This window comes from uncultured Xanthomarina sp., assembly GCF_963971605.1.
Taxonomy (GTDB): domain Bacteria; phylum Bacteroidota; class Bacteroidia; order Flavobacteriales; family Flavobacteriaceae; genus Xanthomarina; species Xanthomarina gelatinilytica.
This window is the reverse complement of record NZ_CAXATZ010000010.1, coordinates 43,596-59,472: the sequence shown is the minus strand read 5'-3', so window position 1 is coordinate 59,472 and position 15,877 is coordinate 43,596. Positions and strand designations below refer to the sequence as shown.

Sequence of the window (15,877 nt, the reverse complement as noted above, 5' to 3'; positions counted from 1 at the left end):
CTATGGTTATTTAACAAGGATGGCAGCAATAGTGGCTAAAGTGCCAACGGCAGAAATAATCAATACATAATTTTGGTTATAAGATGCAGAGCGTATTCTGGCGGGATTTGGTTCCACGTATATAACATCGTTTTGTTGAATATAATAGTTGGGGTGGTTTACAACATTTATGGAAGTTAAATCAAACTTTGTAAACCGTTTAACGCCATCTTGTTCCCTTATTAAAAACACATTTTCCCTAATGCCATGTATGGTTAAATCTCCGGCTAATCCAATTGCTTCCAAAAGCGACATTTGTTCTTTTTCAACCGTATAGGTGCCTGGACTGTTAACTTCCCCTAAAACGGTAACTGTAAAATTGGTTAGTCTAATATTAACGATTGGGTCTTTAACATATTCAGAAATTTTTTCAGTTAGCAACTTGGTTGCTTGCTTTCTTGTCAAGTCGCCAATTTTTATAGTGCCTAAAACGGGAAACTCTATAAGTCCTTGTTCGTCAACTATATATGTTTGAAAGGTTGTGGTTCCTTGTGGGTTAATGGCATCGTAACTATTGGTTATTAGTGGGAGATTAAATGGTCTCACTGTTTCGGGATCTATGGCAGAAACATTTATGGTTAATTTATCGTTTGGCTTGTAAGTAATTTCTGGAGTAATATTGAAAGTTTTTGAACTACTAAGAGGTTCATCTTGAAAGTAAATAATCTCCTTACTTGTAGTGCAAGATGAAAAAGCAATTAGCACAATAAATGCCACTGAATGTTGAAGAATGAGTCTTTTAAGTCTTACTTTCATACTTAAAGTTTTTTAACTATTGGTTATTTTGTTTAATAGGTCGTATTTGGTATTGTTTGGGTTATACTCTGTAACAATGTCCTTTATTTTGGAAACAATTTCAATGTTTTGGGTTTGAGGTCCTAATTTACATAATTCATCAATGGTATTTTTAATTTCTTCAATATTTATTGGTCTGCACTTGGCTATCATAATTTTTTCATTATAGGTAGGTTTGGTGTTTTCGCCATCTACCAACAATTCTTCAAATATCTTTTCACCTGGTCTTAAGCCCGTAATTTTAATATTAATGTCTTCTGGATATCTAAAGCCTGAGAGCGTGATCATGTTTACGGCCAAATCAAATATTCTAACGGGTTTACCCATATCAAACACAAAAATTTCCTGACCCAATCCCATGGCAGCAGCTTCCAATACCAATTGTGAGGCTTCTGGAATGGTCATGAAATACCTAATAATGTCCTTATGCGTAACAGTTAAAGGGCCACCACTTTCAATTTGTTTTTTAAATAATGGGATTACAGAGCCATTGGAACCTAAAACATTGCCAAATCTGGTAATAATGAACTTGGTTTTGCCAGCAGCAACTGTATTTTGGCAACAGACAATCATTTCTGCTATGCGCTTGGTGGCTCCCATAACATTTGTTGGGTTAACAGCTTTGTCTGTAGAGATTAAAATAAATTTATCAACACCATATTTTACTGATAAATTAATAACATTTTTGGTACCTCTTACATTAACACTTACAGCTTCGTAAGGGTTTTGTTCCATTAAAGGCACATGTTTGTAGGCAGCAGCATGAAAAATAATGTCTGGTTTGTATTCATTGAAAATATTCTCAAGTCTTATTTGGTTTCTAATATCTGCAATTATGGACACAATATTTTCAATGCCATTTCTGTGTAGTTCCTGTTGCAAATCGTATAATGGGGATTCGGAATTGTCAACAAGAATTAATTTTTTAAAACTATAACGGGTTAACTTCCTTACCAATTCGCTACCAATAGATCCAGCAGCACCTGTAACAATAATGACTTTATTGTTGTATTCTTCAATAAGCATAGGATTGTCTATGTTTATTGGTTCCCTGCCAAGCAAATCTTCCAGGTTAATATCTTTAATTTGCCCAATGCTTAAATCGCCATCAATCCAGTTTTTTACAGCTGGTACAATTTTAACCTTTAAGTTAAGTGCAAATAGATTGCTGGTAATTTGTAAAAGCCTGTTGGAGTCGATGCTTTGTATGGAAATAATAACCTCGTCTATCCCGTTTTTATCAATAAACTCCTTGGTGATTTTTTCGGGTTCGTAAACATTTAAAAGGTTTATTTTTTTGCCAGCTTTGCTGTCGTTGTCATCAATAAACCCTACTACTTTAATGTTGCTTTTTGGATCGTTTGTTACAGCATCATAGGTAATCATGCCTGAAGTTCCTGCACCATAAATCAACACCGATTTTTGTTCTTCAAAATCTGTTACGATGCTTCTGTAAAGGGATTTTACAAAAAATTTAGAACCAACCAAAAAGAAGATATTCAATAATAAATGAATGTAAATTATTGAACCAGGAATATCAAAAACAACATCAAATTGATATTCTCTACTTAAAAAGGTGGTCACTATTAAAATGGTTGCCAGGATGTTTATTCCTATAATCAGGTTAATCACATCCTTAACTCCTGTAAACCTAACAACACCCTTATGTGAGTTTACTATTAGGAAACTGATCAAGGCTGCTATTAAAACAAAAGGTATTTGTTTTAAAAATAGATTGAAATCAAAATCAATTTCAAAATTATAACGAATGATATAGGCAAGGAAAAAGGTAAATGCAACAACACATAAATCAAAAAGCAAGACCAACCACTTAGATGCGTATTGGTTTGAAAGTTTTCTTAATATGTTTATATATCTATCCAAAATAAGATCTTATTGTTGTAACAATTCTGTTTCGTTCTTTTGTAGTTAAATTAGAGCCACTAGGCAAGCACAATACTGTTTTGTAAATATGCTCTGAAACCCCATTTAAATAAGAGGGATAGTCCCTAAAAACAGGTTGCAAGTGCATAGGTTTCCATGAAGGCCTGGCTTCTATGTCATGTTTTTGCAACAACATAAGTAGCTGATCTCTCATGCTTTGGGAACTTAGCTGGATGCAGCTTAACCACCTGTTGGAGAAAAACCCTTCGGGTTCTTTTAAAAAACGTATGTCTTTAATGTCGTTTAAGTGTTCTAAATAATATTGATGATTTTTCCTTCTTAACCTCACATATGTTTCCAAAACTTCCATTTGACCTCTGCCAATGCCAGCCAAAATGTTGGACATTCTATAGTTGTATCCTACCGTTTTATGTGTGTATTCCAAACCGGCTTCTTTGGCTTGGGTTGCTAAAAAAATGGCCTTTTCCTTTGTGTGAATGTGTTTTGAAACCAATGCGCCACCACCAGACGTTGTAATGATTTTATTTCCATTGAAAGACAAAACGGACAAGTCGCCAAAAGTACCACATTTACCATTAAAGTAGCTGCTGCCCAAGGCTTCGGCGCTATCTTCAATAATAGGGATATGGTATGTGTTTGATATGTTTTTTATTTCTTTCACTTTATGTGGCATGCCATAAAGGTTTATAACAATTATGGCTTTTGGTTTGTTTCCTTGGTTTATTCTATTTTTAATGGCTTGCTCCAATAAATCTGGACACATGTTCCACGTGTCTTTTTCACTGTCAACAAAAACCGGTTTTGCACCTAAATAGGTTACTGGGTTAACCGAGGCTGCAAATGTTTTTGTTTGGCATATTACCTCGTCGTTGGTTGTTACGTTCAATAGCAATAAAGCCATATGTATGGCAGCTGTTCCTGTTGTTAAAGCTGCAACATGCACGTTGTTGCCCAAATAGGTTTCCAAATCCTTTTCAAACCCATTTACATTTGGTCCTAAAGGCGCAATCCAGTTTGTGTTAAATGCTTCCTTGATGAATTTTTCTTCATGACCACTCATATGTGGTGCAGATAACCATATTTTGGAATTCAAATCAGATACATTTTTAGCCATAGTAAATATCTACGTTTCAACAGCAATCATCAAATAAATACGATAAATAACTAATTTTTACGTTTTTAGATTTTATTTAAATTAATGCGTTTCTTTAATCTGAATAAAATGGTATTTAATCGTTTGTATTAATTAATGAAACTATTTGGTTTAAGAGCAAACTTAATGCTTTTAAACATGCTAAAAATTAAAAAAAGGGAAGAATGTCATTAAAATATTAAAATTTTCAGGGCTATTCCTGAAAGGACTAATATACAAAAAAAACGATAGTATGTTTTAAAAGTGAACCGTTCATAATAGTTTTTATTTCATACATCTAAAATATGAGGTATTTATCCACTTATTCTACCTAAATTTTTATTTTAGTTTTTAAAACTATCCAATTGCATAATGACATTAAATCCGTTTAATTCAAAATCTTTTATTGATATATGGACAAAACATTTTAATAAAAATGAAAAAGGGATTTCTTTTCGTTTCATTGATAGGGTCAGTTTTGTGAAACATAAATTTTTGCCATACTACATAAATGTAGGCGTAAAATTAACCAATGGGTTCGATTATGAAATTTCAACCCAAAAAGAGAAAGATTACAAGAATAAGGTTTTTTTGATAAGGGATATTCCTACGTATTTTAACTTACCAACCTTTAAACCATATGGTTCTTTAAGGTTAAAAAAAATATTTCAATATGAAGGTTATATAACCAGGGTTTCTAATTACGAGAGTTTAGATGATTATTTAAGATCCATATACAAGTCCAATACACGTTCTAAACTTAAACGGAACATTAAGAGATTGGAGGCAAGTTTTAACGTGGATTATGTGATGTATTTTGGGGATATTTCCCAAGAACAATTTAAGAATGTGTTTCAGGAGTTTTATCATCTTTTTGAAAAACGTTATGCCAATAAAAACGAACCATGTGGTGAGCTAAATCCTGTGGTATGGAATTATTACACCGAATTGGCTTACAACATGATAAATGAGAAAACGGCTTCTTTGTTTGTGATTTATTGCGATAAAAAACCCATTGGCGTTACGTTTAGTTATCATTTTGGTGATACACTAATTGAAGCCTTAACTGTTTTTGACATAGATTTTTATAGATACAATATAGGTCATACAACTATTTTGAAAATGCTGGAGTGGAGTTTTGAAAACAACATTAAAATTTTTGATTACACCCAAGGGGATTTTGAATATAAAAAAAGATGGAGTAGTGACACCTACCAAACTCATTATCATCTATTGTACGACTCAAAATCCATATTAAGTGTTTTTATTGCCAATTTTGTGGCGTTTTATTTTAATTTTAAACGCGTTTTCAGGGAAAAAAATTACAACAAAATTTATCATAAGCTTAAATACAAATTGTTTGGCGACAACAAGCCGGAACCTGTTGTTATAGAGCCCTTCCATGTTGAAAAAATAGGGGATGGCAAGCCTCAAAAAGCACATTTGCAGAAATTGGATATAGAAAGTCCGGAATTCTTATCGGTGAGACGTGCTATTTATGATTTTTTATACATGAATCCTCAAAAAGCACAATCGATTGAATTATATTTCAATGAAAATCAAGAAGAAACCTATTATGCCTTTGGTGAAAAATACACATTAAAAGTTGCTAAAAATGAGTCGTAATCCCTTTACATCACATCTATATCAAGAGTTATGGCTTAAGCATTTTGCTAAGGGAAAACAGCCTTACGCTTTCAATTTTATTCCAAACGTTAAGTTTATAAAACATGCGTTTCTTCCTTATTATGTTAATGTTGGAAAAAATGCTACCAACGGAATAACCTACGATATAAATGAAGCAGCAACCGATTATCAAAACAAAACCTTTTTGGTTTATGATGTACCTGAATTTGCAAACACCAATAAATTTCCCAGCGATGTTGGTCGCTTAAAAAGCTATAAAATAAGGCAGTACAAAGGCTTCCTTGCCAATTTTAAAGGGTTCAACAGTTTGGAAGACTACATGGCTTCTGTAATGAGCGCCAAAAGCAGGAACAAGCATCGAAGCACGTTGCGAAAATTTGAAAACTGCTTTTCGGTATCTTATAAAATATATTATAAAGATACCTCTAAAGAAGCATGTGACGAGGCCTTGACTTATTTTAAAAAATTAATAGTAGAAAGACATAAGGACTTGAAGATTGACACCAACATCATTGCAAAATGGAATTTTTACCATGAATTGATATTTCCAATGATTCAAAAAGGAAAGGCGCTTTTAATTTGTGTGAATGTAGACAATAAGCCAATTTCCATGTCTTTGGCATTTATTGAAGGAAATAAAATGATAGGCTCTGTAAAAGCCTTCAATCCAGATTACTACAAGTTTAACATTGGACATATAGAGCTAGGAAAGCTTATAGAATGGTGTTTTGACAACAACATACAAATATTGGATTTTTCCAAGGGAGAGTATGAATATAAAACTAAATGGACCAATGAAGAGTATGGTTATGATTGTCATATCCTGTATGATGCTTCAAATATAAAATGCAGGTTGACAGCTTCTTTATTGGCTCTTTATTTTAGGTTAAAGCAATACTTAAGGGACAAAAACGTAAACTTGTTGTTTAAGAAACTAAAGTACCAATTTAAAAACTCGGCAAAACCCAATTTAAAGGCAGATCCGGAAGTGTCCATCAAGCCTTTGGACACGACCATTGATTTAAATGAATTAAGGCAAGTTGATATGGAAGACAAAAATTTGAATTTTTTAAATAGAACCATATTAGATTTGCTCTATAGAAATCCGGAACCTATTTCCAATATTAAGATTTACACCAAAAGAGAGAAGGATTTGGTAAATTATTTGGTGGTTGGAAACACAAATAAATTTCAAATAGAATTTAAACCAAACTAACTAATTCTTCCATAGTTACGTTTTTAAACCTAAACTTATTGTTTAAGTGTTTGTAGTGTTTTAAAATAACCTCTAAACCTTTAAAATTTTCATCCATATGTTTACCAAAATTATGTGGATGCCACCAAAGGTGAAACAATTCATTATGCTTGGCTGCATGTGTCATGGCCTTCTTAACACGAGCTATTTTTAAAGGCTCTAAAGCGCTTAGGCTTTTGCTATAAGGTCTTAAAAAACTACTTGACGGTATGTTTGTAATACCTTTTATGGTGTTTAAATTATTAATGGGATAAGTATTGTAACCTGTAATGTTTACATAAGAATCTATGAGTCGAAGCGCTCTAATGGATTGCTTTTTGTTGAGATTTCTATCTTCGGTATTATAAATCCTATGCTTTTCTATTCCTCTAAAGGAGGTAATGCCATGTTTGGAGCAAACTTCCAAATACGCTTTGTTTACTTGGTTTCTGGGGAACACAATACTTTTTATGCTAATGCCTTTTTTGGCAGCACAAGCTATGGCTGCAATCAAATCGGCTTCAAATTGATCTATGGTCTGGCCATCTTCCAAGCAGTAGTAATGCGAATAGGTATGAGTGCCAATTTCATGTTTATTGGTTTCTATTATTGAATCTATTAAACTGGATGCGTAATGGAATTCATCATCCAATTCTGAATTTCCTATGGTGTCTAATTGATTGTATGGACTAAACCTTGGCTTGGAATAGCCAGGAAGCAATTTAGGGTTGTTGTTTAGGAGTTCTGCTTTGTTTTTTGCAAATAACAAGCCTACAGTGGCAAAAGTTAGTTTTATATCATGTTTTTCTGCAAGCTCCAATAATTTGGGAATGACCAACTTAACGTTCTCCAGGTTTTCTTTGTATTCTGCCACACATCTTTTATCGAAAATGCCCCAATGCAACTCAAAATCCAAAGAAATAACAAAATAACCATTAGAAACTTCCCTCATGAAATAATAATTTGAATCGTTTTAAAAATAATTTTAAAATCTGTTAACAGATTGTGGCTATTAATATATTTCTTGTTCCATTTTATTTTTTCCGGCATGATGGTTTCAATATAAAACTGTTCTGGATTGTTGACGCCTTTTAACAGTTCTGCTTCGTTTCTGTAAACTATGGAAGCGTAGTCTGTAATTCCAGGTTTCACGCTTAAAATTATTAAATCTTCTTGAGAATAATAATTTACGTATTTGCGCACTTCTGGTCTTGGGCCAACAAAGCTCATGTTGCCAATAAAAACATTAATTAGTTGGGGAAGTTCGTCTAATTTATATTTTCTTAAAAAAAAACCTGTTTTGGTTATTCGTGGATCTCTGTCTCCAAGAGTTAACAACCCTTTTTGGTCAGAGCCAACAAACATGGTTCTAAATTTAAATATTTTGAAATCTTTATTATGCTTGCCAACTCTTGTTTGTAAATAGAAAAGCGAGCCTTTGGATTCCAGTTTAATTAGTAATGCTATAAGGAGTAATAAAGGTAGTAATAAAATTAAACCCAAAAAAGAAAAAATGATATCAAAAATGCGTTTTATCATATTTTAGATTCAACAGCCTTAGTTACTGTGTTTACTATATATTCAAGTTCTTTTTGGGTAAGTTGCGGATAGATAGGCAGCGAGATCTCACGCTTGTAATTATTAAAAGCCATGGGAAAAGCAATTATATCATAGCCCATGTTCTTAAACAGTGTTAGTAAAGGTAACGGTTGAAAGTGCACATTAACAGCCACTCCATTTTTTGAAATCTCTTCAATAATGGCATCTCTGGTTGCTTCTGATATATCTTTTATTCGCAAAGCATACAAATGACAGGAAGATGTTTTGGTTTCACTTTTGTAAGGAGGCAAGACAGCCCATGCTTTAGCTTGAAAAAACTTGTGATAGTACTCATAGATCTCCACGCGTTTATCCAGGGTTTTTTCAAAATATTCCGGCAATTGGGCAACACCAATGGCAGCCAAAATATCTGGCATATTTATTTTTAATCCAGGGTAGATAATATCGTATCTCCAGCCACCAGCTTTCGATTTGGTAAAAGCATCTTTGGTCTGGCCGTTTAAAGAAAAACAACGCAGGTAGTTGTATTCTTCCTGGTTATTAAATGGTTTTGGTAAATTAATGCAAACAGCTCCACCTTCGGCAGTGGTAACGTTTTTTACAGCATGAAATGAAAATACGGTAATATCTGTAATGGCTCCTAAATATTGGTTGTTGTATGTAGCTCCAATGGAGTGTGCAGAATCCGATATCACTAAAATCCTGCCTAGTTTTTCCTGGTTTTCAGAGGAAGGTTTAAACAAATCTTTTTTGTTTTTTACAAGGGCATCAATGGCTTCGTAATCACATGGCCAACCAGCTATATCTACTGGAATTACTGCTTTGGTTTTGCTTGTAATGGCTTTTTCCATGTTATGGATCGAAATATTAAAATCGGCCTCAACATCAACCATTACAGGAGTTGCTCCTACATGTATCACAGCCAAAGCAGTTGCAGCATAGGTATATGCAGGAATGATGACTTCGTCTCCAGAGCCAATTCCGTACCATTTTAAGGCCAGCATAAGCCCAGAAGTGGCCGAATTGACACAAAGGGTATTTGGTGCCAAAGTGTATTCGCAAACCAATTCTTCCAATAATTTTACTTTAGGCCCAGTGGTTATCCAACCAGACTCTAAAGCACTGTTAACTTCCTGAATGACATCTTGGTTAATGTATGGAGGTGAAAATGGAATTTTCATGATTTTAATTATGATTAATAGCTGTGTTAAATATAGTTATATATTGTTTAGATACATTTTCAAGACTAAACTCTTTAACGTGTTTTAAGGCATTTTCGACTAATTTATCGGCTAATTCCTTGTTTGTGGCTATGTTAATCATGGCTTCAGCCAAAGCTTGCGAATTTTTTGGCTCAACCAAAAGCGCTTCTTTGCCATGTCTGGTAAAATCCCTCACACCTGTAACATTTGTTGAAATTATGGGTAAACCAACTGCAGCTGCTTCCAGTAAAACCCTGGAAAACCCTTCTCTAAAGGTAGGTAACACAAAAGCATCAGATGATTCAAGTAAATTCAAAACATCGTTTCTGGAACCCAATACATCTACGATATCTGAATATTGCAGGAGGATATCTTTGTTTAGTTTTTTGGAATTTTCTTCTAAAGGACCAACCAATAAGTATTTGAAATCGTGGCCTTTGTCACGGCATATCCTGGCTGCTTCCAATAGATTGATAATGCCTTTTTCATAAACCAATCTGGCAACACAAATAAAGGTGAAGGGATTGTTGTTCCGTTTGGCTTTTTGGGTTATTTGCTTTAATTCAATGCCGCTGCTTAATATTAAACTGTAATTGGAGTTTGAGATCAAGTTGTGTTTTAAATACAGGTCCTTATCGTCTTCGTTTTGAAAAATGGTATTGGTTATTCTGTTTTTTACCAAGGTGTGAAGCAGGATATAAACCTTTCTTAAAATATGGCTAAATAGGCTTTGGGACATGAAAATGGTGCCCAAGCCTGTGACTGTCCTGGTTATAGGTGTATTGGTTTTTAATTGCGATAATGGCACCAAGAATGCTGGCTTGGTATCAAACGTATGAATTAAATCGAACGCATTATCCTTAAAAAACCGTTTAAGCCATACAATTGTTTTGTAATCTGCAATAGGAGAGAAGCTCCTGTTTAGGTTGTAGGATATATAGTTAACAGATTTAGGGAACTTATGGTCACTTGTTCCAACTATGGTTACTTGAAAACCGGCATCCATTAAATAGCTGGACAAAAGAATCCTTTTATGTACATCCTCGCCACCTACTAAACAGATTTTTTTTGCCATAGAATTATAATCAGTTCAAGTTTTTGATACTTACTTAAGTATCTGTTTTCTTGTATTATTATGATTTATCAAACACTGTCAATAAGTGTTTTTAGTTGTAATCCAATTTTATCAATCCCATAATCTTTGGAACGTGAATAGCCCAAACCACCATAAACCATTCTTTGTTCGTTGTTTTCCTGAAAATATTTGATAGCTTCGGCCAAACCTTCTACATCATCTACATTTACCAATAAACCATATTTGGCTTTGTAAAACCCTCCTTTTTCAATAGTTACAGGTTCGTTCTCATTTAACAGTTCCAAGGGTCCAGACATGCAGTTAGTTGCTATTACTGGTAAGCCAACAGACATGGCCTCAAGAAGTACGTTTGGAAAACCTTCGGTCGAAGAGCTTAACACAAAACAGTGGCTATCTATAATTTCTGAATGCACATTAAGCACATTACCTTTAAAATCAACATGGTTCTGCATGTTTAAATCTGTAGTCAATTGCTTTAATTCCTCGAGCAGGTCGCCATCTCCATAAATATCCAAGTGAATGTTTTTGGATAGAATACTTAAACTCTTTAGGATGTGTTTCTGGTTTTTTACCGGAATTAAACGTCCAACAGTAACTACTTTAAAGGTTTCTGTTAAGTGATTGTGGTTGTCTATGTGTAATTTTTCCTTGTTTAAAACAGTTGGATTGTAAATAACACTTGTGTCAATGTTAACATTAAAGTGCTTTTTTAAATCTTCATTTATATAAATAGAATTTGAAAAAAGTTTGTCGTTCCTATTATAAAACAAAGGAATCATGGTTTTGGTGATAAGCGAAGTCAGCTTGGTGTTTTTGTAACGTTTAGAGGGAAAGCACCTTTCACTGATAATGGATTTTAAATGAGGGTTGAACATTTTTGCAAATCCTGTCATGATATTTTGACGAAGCATAAACGAAACAACCACATCAATTTTTTCGGCTTTCAAAACTTTTGTGTATTGAAAAATAAATTTGAAATAGTCTGTAAAATGACTGATGCGCGAGGTTTTGAATGTTTCACCTTCCTTGGAGAGCAAAATAACTTTCACATCGTTTGAGATGGGAAGTTTTTTAACATCGTAAAGCAATATCAAGGTGACATCGAAATATTTTGGCAATTCGAAAGTAAGCAGGCTAACAACTTTTTCAGCTCCACCAAATCCTATTGCAGGAACAAATAAAGCAATCTTTTTTTTGTTTGTCATTTAGTTTGAGTTGACCAAATTTAGAAATAAACTTTCGTATTTAGAAATAATTTTATCCTTGCTAAAACGCTGTTTTACTACTTGGCTAACGGTTTCAGGATTAAAATCATAACTCTTGTTTATGTTGTTTAAATATTTGATAAATTCTTCGGTTGTTTCTGCAATATAGCCATTTTCTCCAATTTCAATAATTTCATCCAAACCACCTGGTGCCCTAAAAGCCAAAATAGGTGTGCCAACAACACAGCTTTCAATAAGCACATTTGGAAACCCTTCTACAAAAGAACCTTGCAAAAATAAATCGCTTTTTGCTAAATAGGTATCCACTTCCTTGGTGAATGTAACATATTCAATCTTGTCCATAAATCCATATTGTTTTATGCTCTCAAAGATGGTTTCTTTTTCTTTGCCATTGCCAATAATGGTATATTTAAAAGGGAAATTAACTTGCGAAAGAGCTTTAACAATCCTTAAATGGCCTTTTTCTTTGCTTAGCCTCCCAATGGTAATAAACCTAATGGTGTCTTGCTCACTTTTTGTTCTGGTTTTTAAATTGAAATTGTTTGTAATGGGATTGTTAATGAGGACCGTTTTGCTTTTTTTAACATGAAAATAGGTTACCATATCTTGTTGCATGTCTTTTGATTGGCAAATAATACAATCCACCAGTTTGTAAGCCAGATTGATCACGCGTTTTGAAAAGAATATGGAGGAGGAAGGGTTGTATTTGTTTAAAACACTCAGCACATTGGCTTCACGAGCCACAAATTTGGTATTCCTGAAAAATGGCGACATAAAGGCTATTAACACATTTAAATGCACTATGGAGCTTACAACCACATCTGGTTTGTTCTTTTTTAAATACGAAAAAATACTGAAAAACGATTTTAAAACCCTTGGTTTGTTTAGGTAAACAATCTCCAGGTCTGTTAAATGATATACTGTGTCTTTTTGGTAACCAGTAACCAAGAGCGTGGTTTTAAAAAGCTCTTTGTTTACATTTTGAGCCACAAAAGACAATATGCGTTCGGCTCCTCCTGCAGCAAGGGAAGGGATTACAAAAACAATATTTATTTTTTTGGATCTCATTTTACTTCGTAGCCTTTTCCATTATTGTCCAACCATTGTTTTAACACCAATACTTGCCAAATAATGGTAAACCGGTTCCAGCTGCCATTCATGTGTTGTTTAATGTATGTGCTAATAGTCTCAGGTTCAATACAAGGTATTTTATTAAGGTTCTCATCACTTAACTCAGTAAGTACAAAGTCTTTTAAATCTGTTTTAAACCATTCGGCAAAAGGCATGGAAAACCCAGATTTTGGTCTGTCAAAAATATGCTTGGGCACATATTTATAAAGAACTTCCTTTAAAATACGTTTTTGGTTTTTCCCTTTAAATTTAAAGGAAGTAGGTAAGGATCTTGCAAATTCCACCACTCTGTAATCCAGTAAAGGAGCTCTGGCTTCTAAGGAAAATGCCATGGTTGCTCTGTCTACTTTAGTGTTTATATCCCAAATGAGATAGGTTTTCAAATCGAAATCCGAAATGCGTTCAAATAAATTCTTCTTTTTGTGTTTCAGGTATTTTATTTCTTCTAAATCGTAAACATCGACATCGGTTTTAATCCATGAAAAATCTAGATTGGTCATAGATGCCAAATACACATCATCTGTGTTTTTATAGGTTAGTGCCTTGGCTATTATTTTAAGCCTATAATTAGAGGATAGGTTTAAAATAGAAGCGCAAAATTTTCTGAAAAACAAAGGTAACATATTTATTTTCTGACCTTTTCTAATCCAGTTGTATCTGTGGTAGCCAATAAAACTTTCGTCTCCTGCATCCCCAGAAAGCGCAACGGTAACTTTTTCTCTTGTATGTTTTGCCAAGAGCATGGAAGGGATGGCAGACGAATCTGAAAACGGTTCATCATAAAAATGGCAAAAGTTTTTTATCAGGCTTTTGCCTTCCTCGTAATTGCATTCTATCACATGGTGGTCTGTTTGTAAATGATCTGCCACCTGTTGTGCATAAAGGCTTTCGTCAAATCCTTTTTCATTAAATTTCACCGAAAACGTTTTTACCTTACTGTTGGTGCTTTTGGTTGCCAACGCTGCCACCACAGAGGAATCCACACCACCTGAAAGGAAAATTCCAACAGGAACATCGGCAAACAAACGAAGTTTAACAGCGTCTTTCAAGGTGTGGTCCAATTCATTAGCAGCTTCTTCAAACGTACCTTTATATGCTTTTTCCCCTTTATAGTCAATATCCCAATAGGTTTTTTCTGTAAAGGTGTGAGTGTTTAAATCGAATACAAACGAATGTCCTGCGCGAAGTTTTTTAATTTCATTAAATATGGAATAAGGATCAGGAATCACTCCCCAAGCCAAGTACAAAGAGATGGCTTTTTTTGAAACACTTAAATTTTGATTGTAAAGTTGTACAACCGATAGTTGACTGGCAAATTCAAAATCTTTCCCATTGTGATAATAATAAAAAGGTTTTTGTCCCAACCTGTCCCTAGCTCCAAAAAAAAGGTTTTTTACCTGGTCGAAAATAACAAAGGCAAACATGCCGTTAAAATGGCTGACACAGTCTTCCCCATATTCCAAATAAGCAGCACAAATAACTTCAGTGTCACTGGTTGTATTAAAGGTGTAGCCCTTGGTTATCAAAACCTTTTTGATTTCTTGAAAATTATAGATTTCACCATTAAAAACCAGGTGAATGTTTCCCTGATAGGTGAAAGGTTGGTTGGAACGTTCGTCCAAATCTATAATAGCCAACCTGTTATGGCCAAAAATGACTTGGTTTTTGTCCCCAAAATAATCAAACTTCAATTTGTCTGGACCTCTAAAATTAGAGCGTTCCAGTTTTTCATTGATCTGAGCGTTATTGTAAGGTATTGTAGAGCCGTAAATTCCACACATATTGTTTAAGGGTTTAAAGTGTTAAGGGTTTGGTTTTCTGGACTGTATTTTACTCTTTGATAAAGCCAAATAGAGGTAAACAGTACCAAGAAATTATCAAAATAATTATGGGATACCAATAAATATGTAGCCAATATGGTAGCAATACAGGCATATTCGGGATTGGTGTAAAGGTGTTTAAAGCTTCTAAACATAAGCGATAAATAAATAATGATGAATAACATAAAGGGGATGATTCCTGATTCTCCAATAGCCATTAAATAAGTGTTGTGAACTCCCACACCTACATCAATATGTTTGTTTTTTTTGCCGTGTAGTGCATTGTAGCCTACACCAAATACTGGATTGTCCAAAATAACATCGGTATATAAAGCCCAAGTTTCGTTTCTGGAATTTTCTGTAATGGTTTTTGTTTCAATTTGATCACCACCAAACAAACTTTGAAAAGCAGAAAACCTTACGGCATTCAGATTAAAAATGGAAGAAACGGTTAAAACTATCACTATGGCGATACTTCCAGCCACCAAACTAACACTGTTTTTTTTGTTGGATATAATTGCTATCACATTAATAAGTACCAGTAATAAAATGAAATACCTGGATAGTGTCATGATTCCTGCTGTGACTATAAGTAGTTGTAGGCCTAATTTTAAAATGGTGTTTTTAATGTTAAACGTTAAGGAGAAGGCAATCAAACAAATTATTCCAGCATTGTTTGGGTTTATATAAAAACCTCCATACCTACCATAAAGAGTGGAAAAAGCTACTGCGTTTACCAAAATGCTCATGGACCCAATAAAGGCAAATAAGCCCAATTCGGTATGCGTGGTATCTTTTGCCAAATACACAATTCCAATTATAAATATGAAATATTTTAATGCATCCAGATAAAAATCCCTTATTTCACCAGAATAATTTATACCTGCAATTAAATGATAGGCAAGGCCCAAAACAATGAAGGAAGTAACCAATTTTGGTTTTGGGCTTACAAAGTAATAGAACAAAATTAAAATAAAAAACATGGCACTCACCACACTTCCAACTCCTGAGCCAAAAGCAATCGCGCTAAAGGATACAAAGTTAAGTAAGGTGATGGAGAGTAATATGTATTTTAATATTTTCATTCTTT

13 protein-coding genes are annotated in these 15,877 nt (G+C 33.9%); 2 read left to right on the top strand and 11 right to left on the bottom strand.

Going from position 1 to position 15,877, the window contains the following annotated elements:
- Nucleotides 1–6 precede the first annotated feature (6 nt).
- From AACY93_RS05930 to AACY93_RS05920, 3 genes are read right to left on the bottom strand one after another with little or no spacing between them, the layout of a single operon-like run.
- Complete coding sequence (locus tag AACY93_RS05930; protein ID WP_286854028.1) at nucleotides 7–795, bottom strand: polysaccharide biosynthesis/export family protein; 789 nt, start codon at nucleotides 793–795, stop codon at nucleotides 7–9.
- Between the two features lie 12 nt (nucleotides 796–807).
- Entirely contained in the window at nucleotides 808–2,718 is a 1,911-nt protein-coding gene (locus AACY93_RS05925) for a nucleoside-diphosphate sugar epimerase/dehydratase (protein ID WP_286854030.1), read from the bottom strand.
- Nucleotides 2,711–3,853, bottom strand: coding sequence for a DegT/DnrJ/EryC1/StrS family aminotransferase (locus AACY93_RS05920; RefSeq protein WP_286854032.1), 1,143 nt, complete (start codon nucleotides 3,851–3,853; stop codon nucleotides 2,711–2,713). Before AACY93_RS05920 ends, AACY93_RS05925 begins: the two co-directional genes overlap by 8 nt.
- A 513-nt stretch (nucleotides 3,854–4,366) precedes the next feature.
- On the opposite strand from AACY93_RS05920, the gene AACY93_RS05915 reads away from it, so the two are divergent.
- Together AACY93_RS05915 and AACY93_RS05910 are read left to right on the top strand one after the other, a co-directional pair.
- Nucleotides 4,367–5,497 (top strand): GNAT family N-acetyltransferase, encoded by a 1,131-nt coding sequence (locus AACY93_RS05915; protein ID WP_286854035.1) that lies wholly within the window; start codon nucleotides 4,367–4,369, stop codon nucleotides 5,495–5,497.
- Nucleotides 5,487–6,734 carry a GNAT family N-acetyltransferase gene (locus AACY93_RS05910; protein WP_286854036.1) on the top strand — a complete coding sequence of 416 codons (1,248 nt, stop codon included), beginning with the start codon at nucleotides 5,487–5,489 and terminating at the stop codon, nucleotides 6,732–6,734. Before AACY93_RS05915 ends, AACY93_RS05910 begins: the two co-directional genes overlap by 11 nt.
- Here the strand turns inward: AACY93_RS05910 and AACY93_RS05905 are convergent.
- From AACY93_RS05905 to AACY93_RS05870, 8 genes are all read right to left on the bottom strand, one after another.
- Nucleotides 6,721–7,704, bottom strand: a complete 984-nt coding sequence (locus AACY93_RS05905; RefSeq protein WP_286854038.1) for a polysaccharide deacetylase family protein — start codon at nucleotides 7,702–7,704, stop codon at nucleotides 6,721–6,723. The two genes, AACY93_RS05910 and AACY93_RS05905, sit on opposite strands and share 14 nt — an antisense overlap.
- Nucleotides 7,701–8,291, bottom strand: a complete 591-nt coding sequence (locus AACY93_RS05900) for a sugar transferase (RefSeq protein ID WP_007649295.1) — start codon at nucleotides 8,289–8,291, stop codon at nucleotides 7,701–7,703. Before AACY93_RS05900 ends, AACY93_RS05905 begins: the two co-directional genes overlap by 4 nt.
- Nucleotides 8,288–9,493, bottom strand: a complete 1,206-nt coding sequence (locus AACY93_RS05895) for a DegT/DnrJ/EryC1/StrS aminotransferase family protein (protein ID WP_286854040.1) — start codon at nucleotides 9,491–9,493, stop codon at nucleotides 8,288–8,290. The genes AACY93_RS05900 and AACY93_RS05895 overlap by 4 nt, the downstream gene beginning before the upstream one ends.
- A gap of 4 nt (nucleotides 9,494–9,497) precedes the next feature.
- The gene (locus AACY93_RS05890; protein WP_007649293.1) at nucleotides 9,498–10,589 is read right to left on the bottom strand and encodes a glycosyltransferase family 4 protein; all 1,092 of its coding nucleotides are present in this window, start codon (nucleotides 10,587–10,589) and stop codon (nucleotides 9,498–9,500) included.
- 68 nt (nucleotides 10,590–10,657) lie between these two features.
- Nucleotides 10,658–11,815 carry a glycosyltransferase gene (locus AACY93_RS05885; RefSeq protein ID WP_286854043.1) on the bottom strand — a complete coding sequence of 386 codons (1,158 nt, stop codon included), beginning with the start codon at nucleotides 11,813–11,815 and terminating at the stop codon, nucleotides 10,658–10,660.
- Nucleotides 11,816–12,904 (bottom strand): glycosyltransferase, encoded by a 1,089-nt coding sequence (locus tag AACY93_RS05880; protein WP_286854046.1) that lies wholly within the window; start codon nucleotides 12,902–12,904, stop codon nucleotides 11,816–11,818. It lies immediately after the preceding gene.
- On the bottom strand, nucleotides 12,901–14,748 hold the full coding sequence (asnB, locus tag AACY93_RS05875; RefSeq protein ID WP_286854048.1) for an asparagine synthase (glutamine-hydrolyzing): 1,848 nt from the start codon (nucleotides 14,746–14,748) through the stop codon (nucleotides 12,901–12,903). The genes AACY93_RS05880 and asnB overlap by 4 nt, the downstream gene beginning before the upstream one ends.
- 5 nt (nucleotides 14,749–14,753) lie before the next feature.
- The gene (locus AACY93_RS05870) at nucleotides 14,754–15,872 is read right to left on the bottom strand and encodes an O-antigen ligase family protein (RefSeq protein ID WP_286854050.1); all 1,119 of its coding nucleotides are present in this window, start codon (nucleotides 15,870–15,872) and stop codon (nucleotides 14,754–14,756) included.
- Nucleotides 15,873–15,877: the final 5 nt, after the last annotated feature.

What these genes read in the sequence shown, in the direction of transcription:
- AACY93_RS05930 (WP_286854028.1), bottom strand. Translation starts at nt 795, where the DNA reads ATGAAAGTAAGACTTAAAAGACTCATTCTTCAACATTCAGTGGCATTT.
- AACY93_RS05920 (WP_286854032.1), bottom strand. Translation starts at nt 3,853, where the DNA reads ATGGCTAAAAATGTATCTGATTTGAATTCCAAAATATGGTTATCTGCA.
- asnB (WP_286854048.1), bottom strand. Translation starts at nt 14,748, where the DNA reads ATGTGTGGAATTTACGGCTCTACAATACCTTACAATAACGCTCAGATC.
- AACY93_RS05890 (WP_007649293.1), bottom strand. Translation starts at nt 10,589, where the DNA reads ATGGCAAAAAAAATCTGTTTAGTAGGTGGCGAGGATGTACATAAAAGG.
- AACY93_RS05880 (WP_286854046.1), bottom strand. Translation starts at nt 12,904, where the DNA reads ATGAGATCCAAAAAAATAAATATTGTTTTTGTAATCCCTTCCCTTGCT.
- AACY93_RS05870 (WP_286854050.1), bottom strand. Translation starts at nt 15,872, where the DNA reads ATGAAAATATTAAAATACATATTACTCTCCATCACCTTACTTAACTTT.
- AACY93_RS05900 (WP_007649295.1), bottom strand. Translation starts at nt 8,291, where the DNA reads ATGATAAAACGCATTTTTGATATCATTTTTTCTTTTTTGGGTTTAATT.
- AACY93_RS05895 (WP_286854040.1), bottom strand. Translation starts at nt 9,493, where the DNA reads ATGAAAATTCCATTTTCACCTCCATACATTAACCAAGATGTCATTCAG.
- AACY93_RS05910 (WP_286854036.1), top strand. Translation starts at nt 5,487, where the DNA reads ATGAGTCGTAATCCCTTTACATCACATCTATATCAAGAGTTATGGCTT.
- AACY93_RS05905 (WP_286854038.1), bottom strand. Translation starts at nt 7,704, where the DNA reads ATGAGGGAAGTTTCTAATGGTTATTTTGTTATTTCTTTGGATTTTGAG.
- AACY93_RS05885 (WP_286854043.1), bottom strand. Translation starts at nt 11,815, where the DNA reads ATGACAAACAAAAAAAAGATTGCTTTATTTGTTCCTGCAATAGGATTT.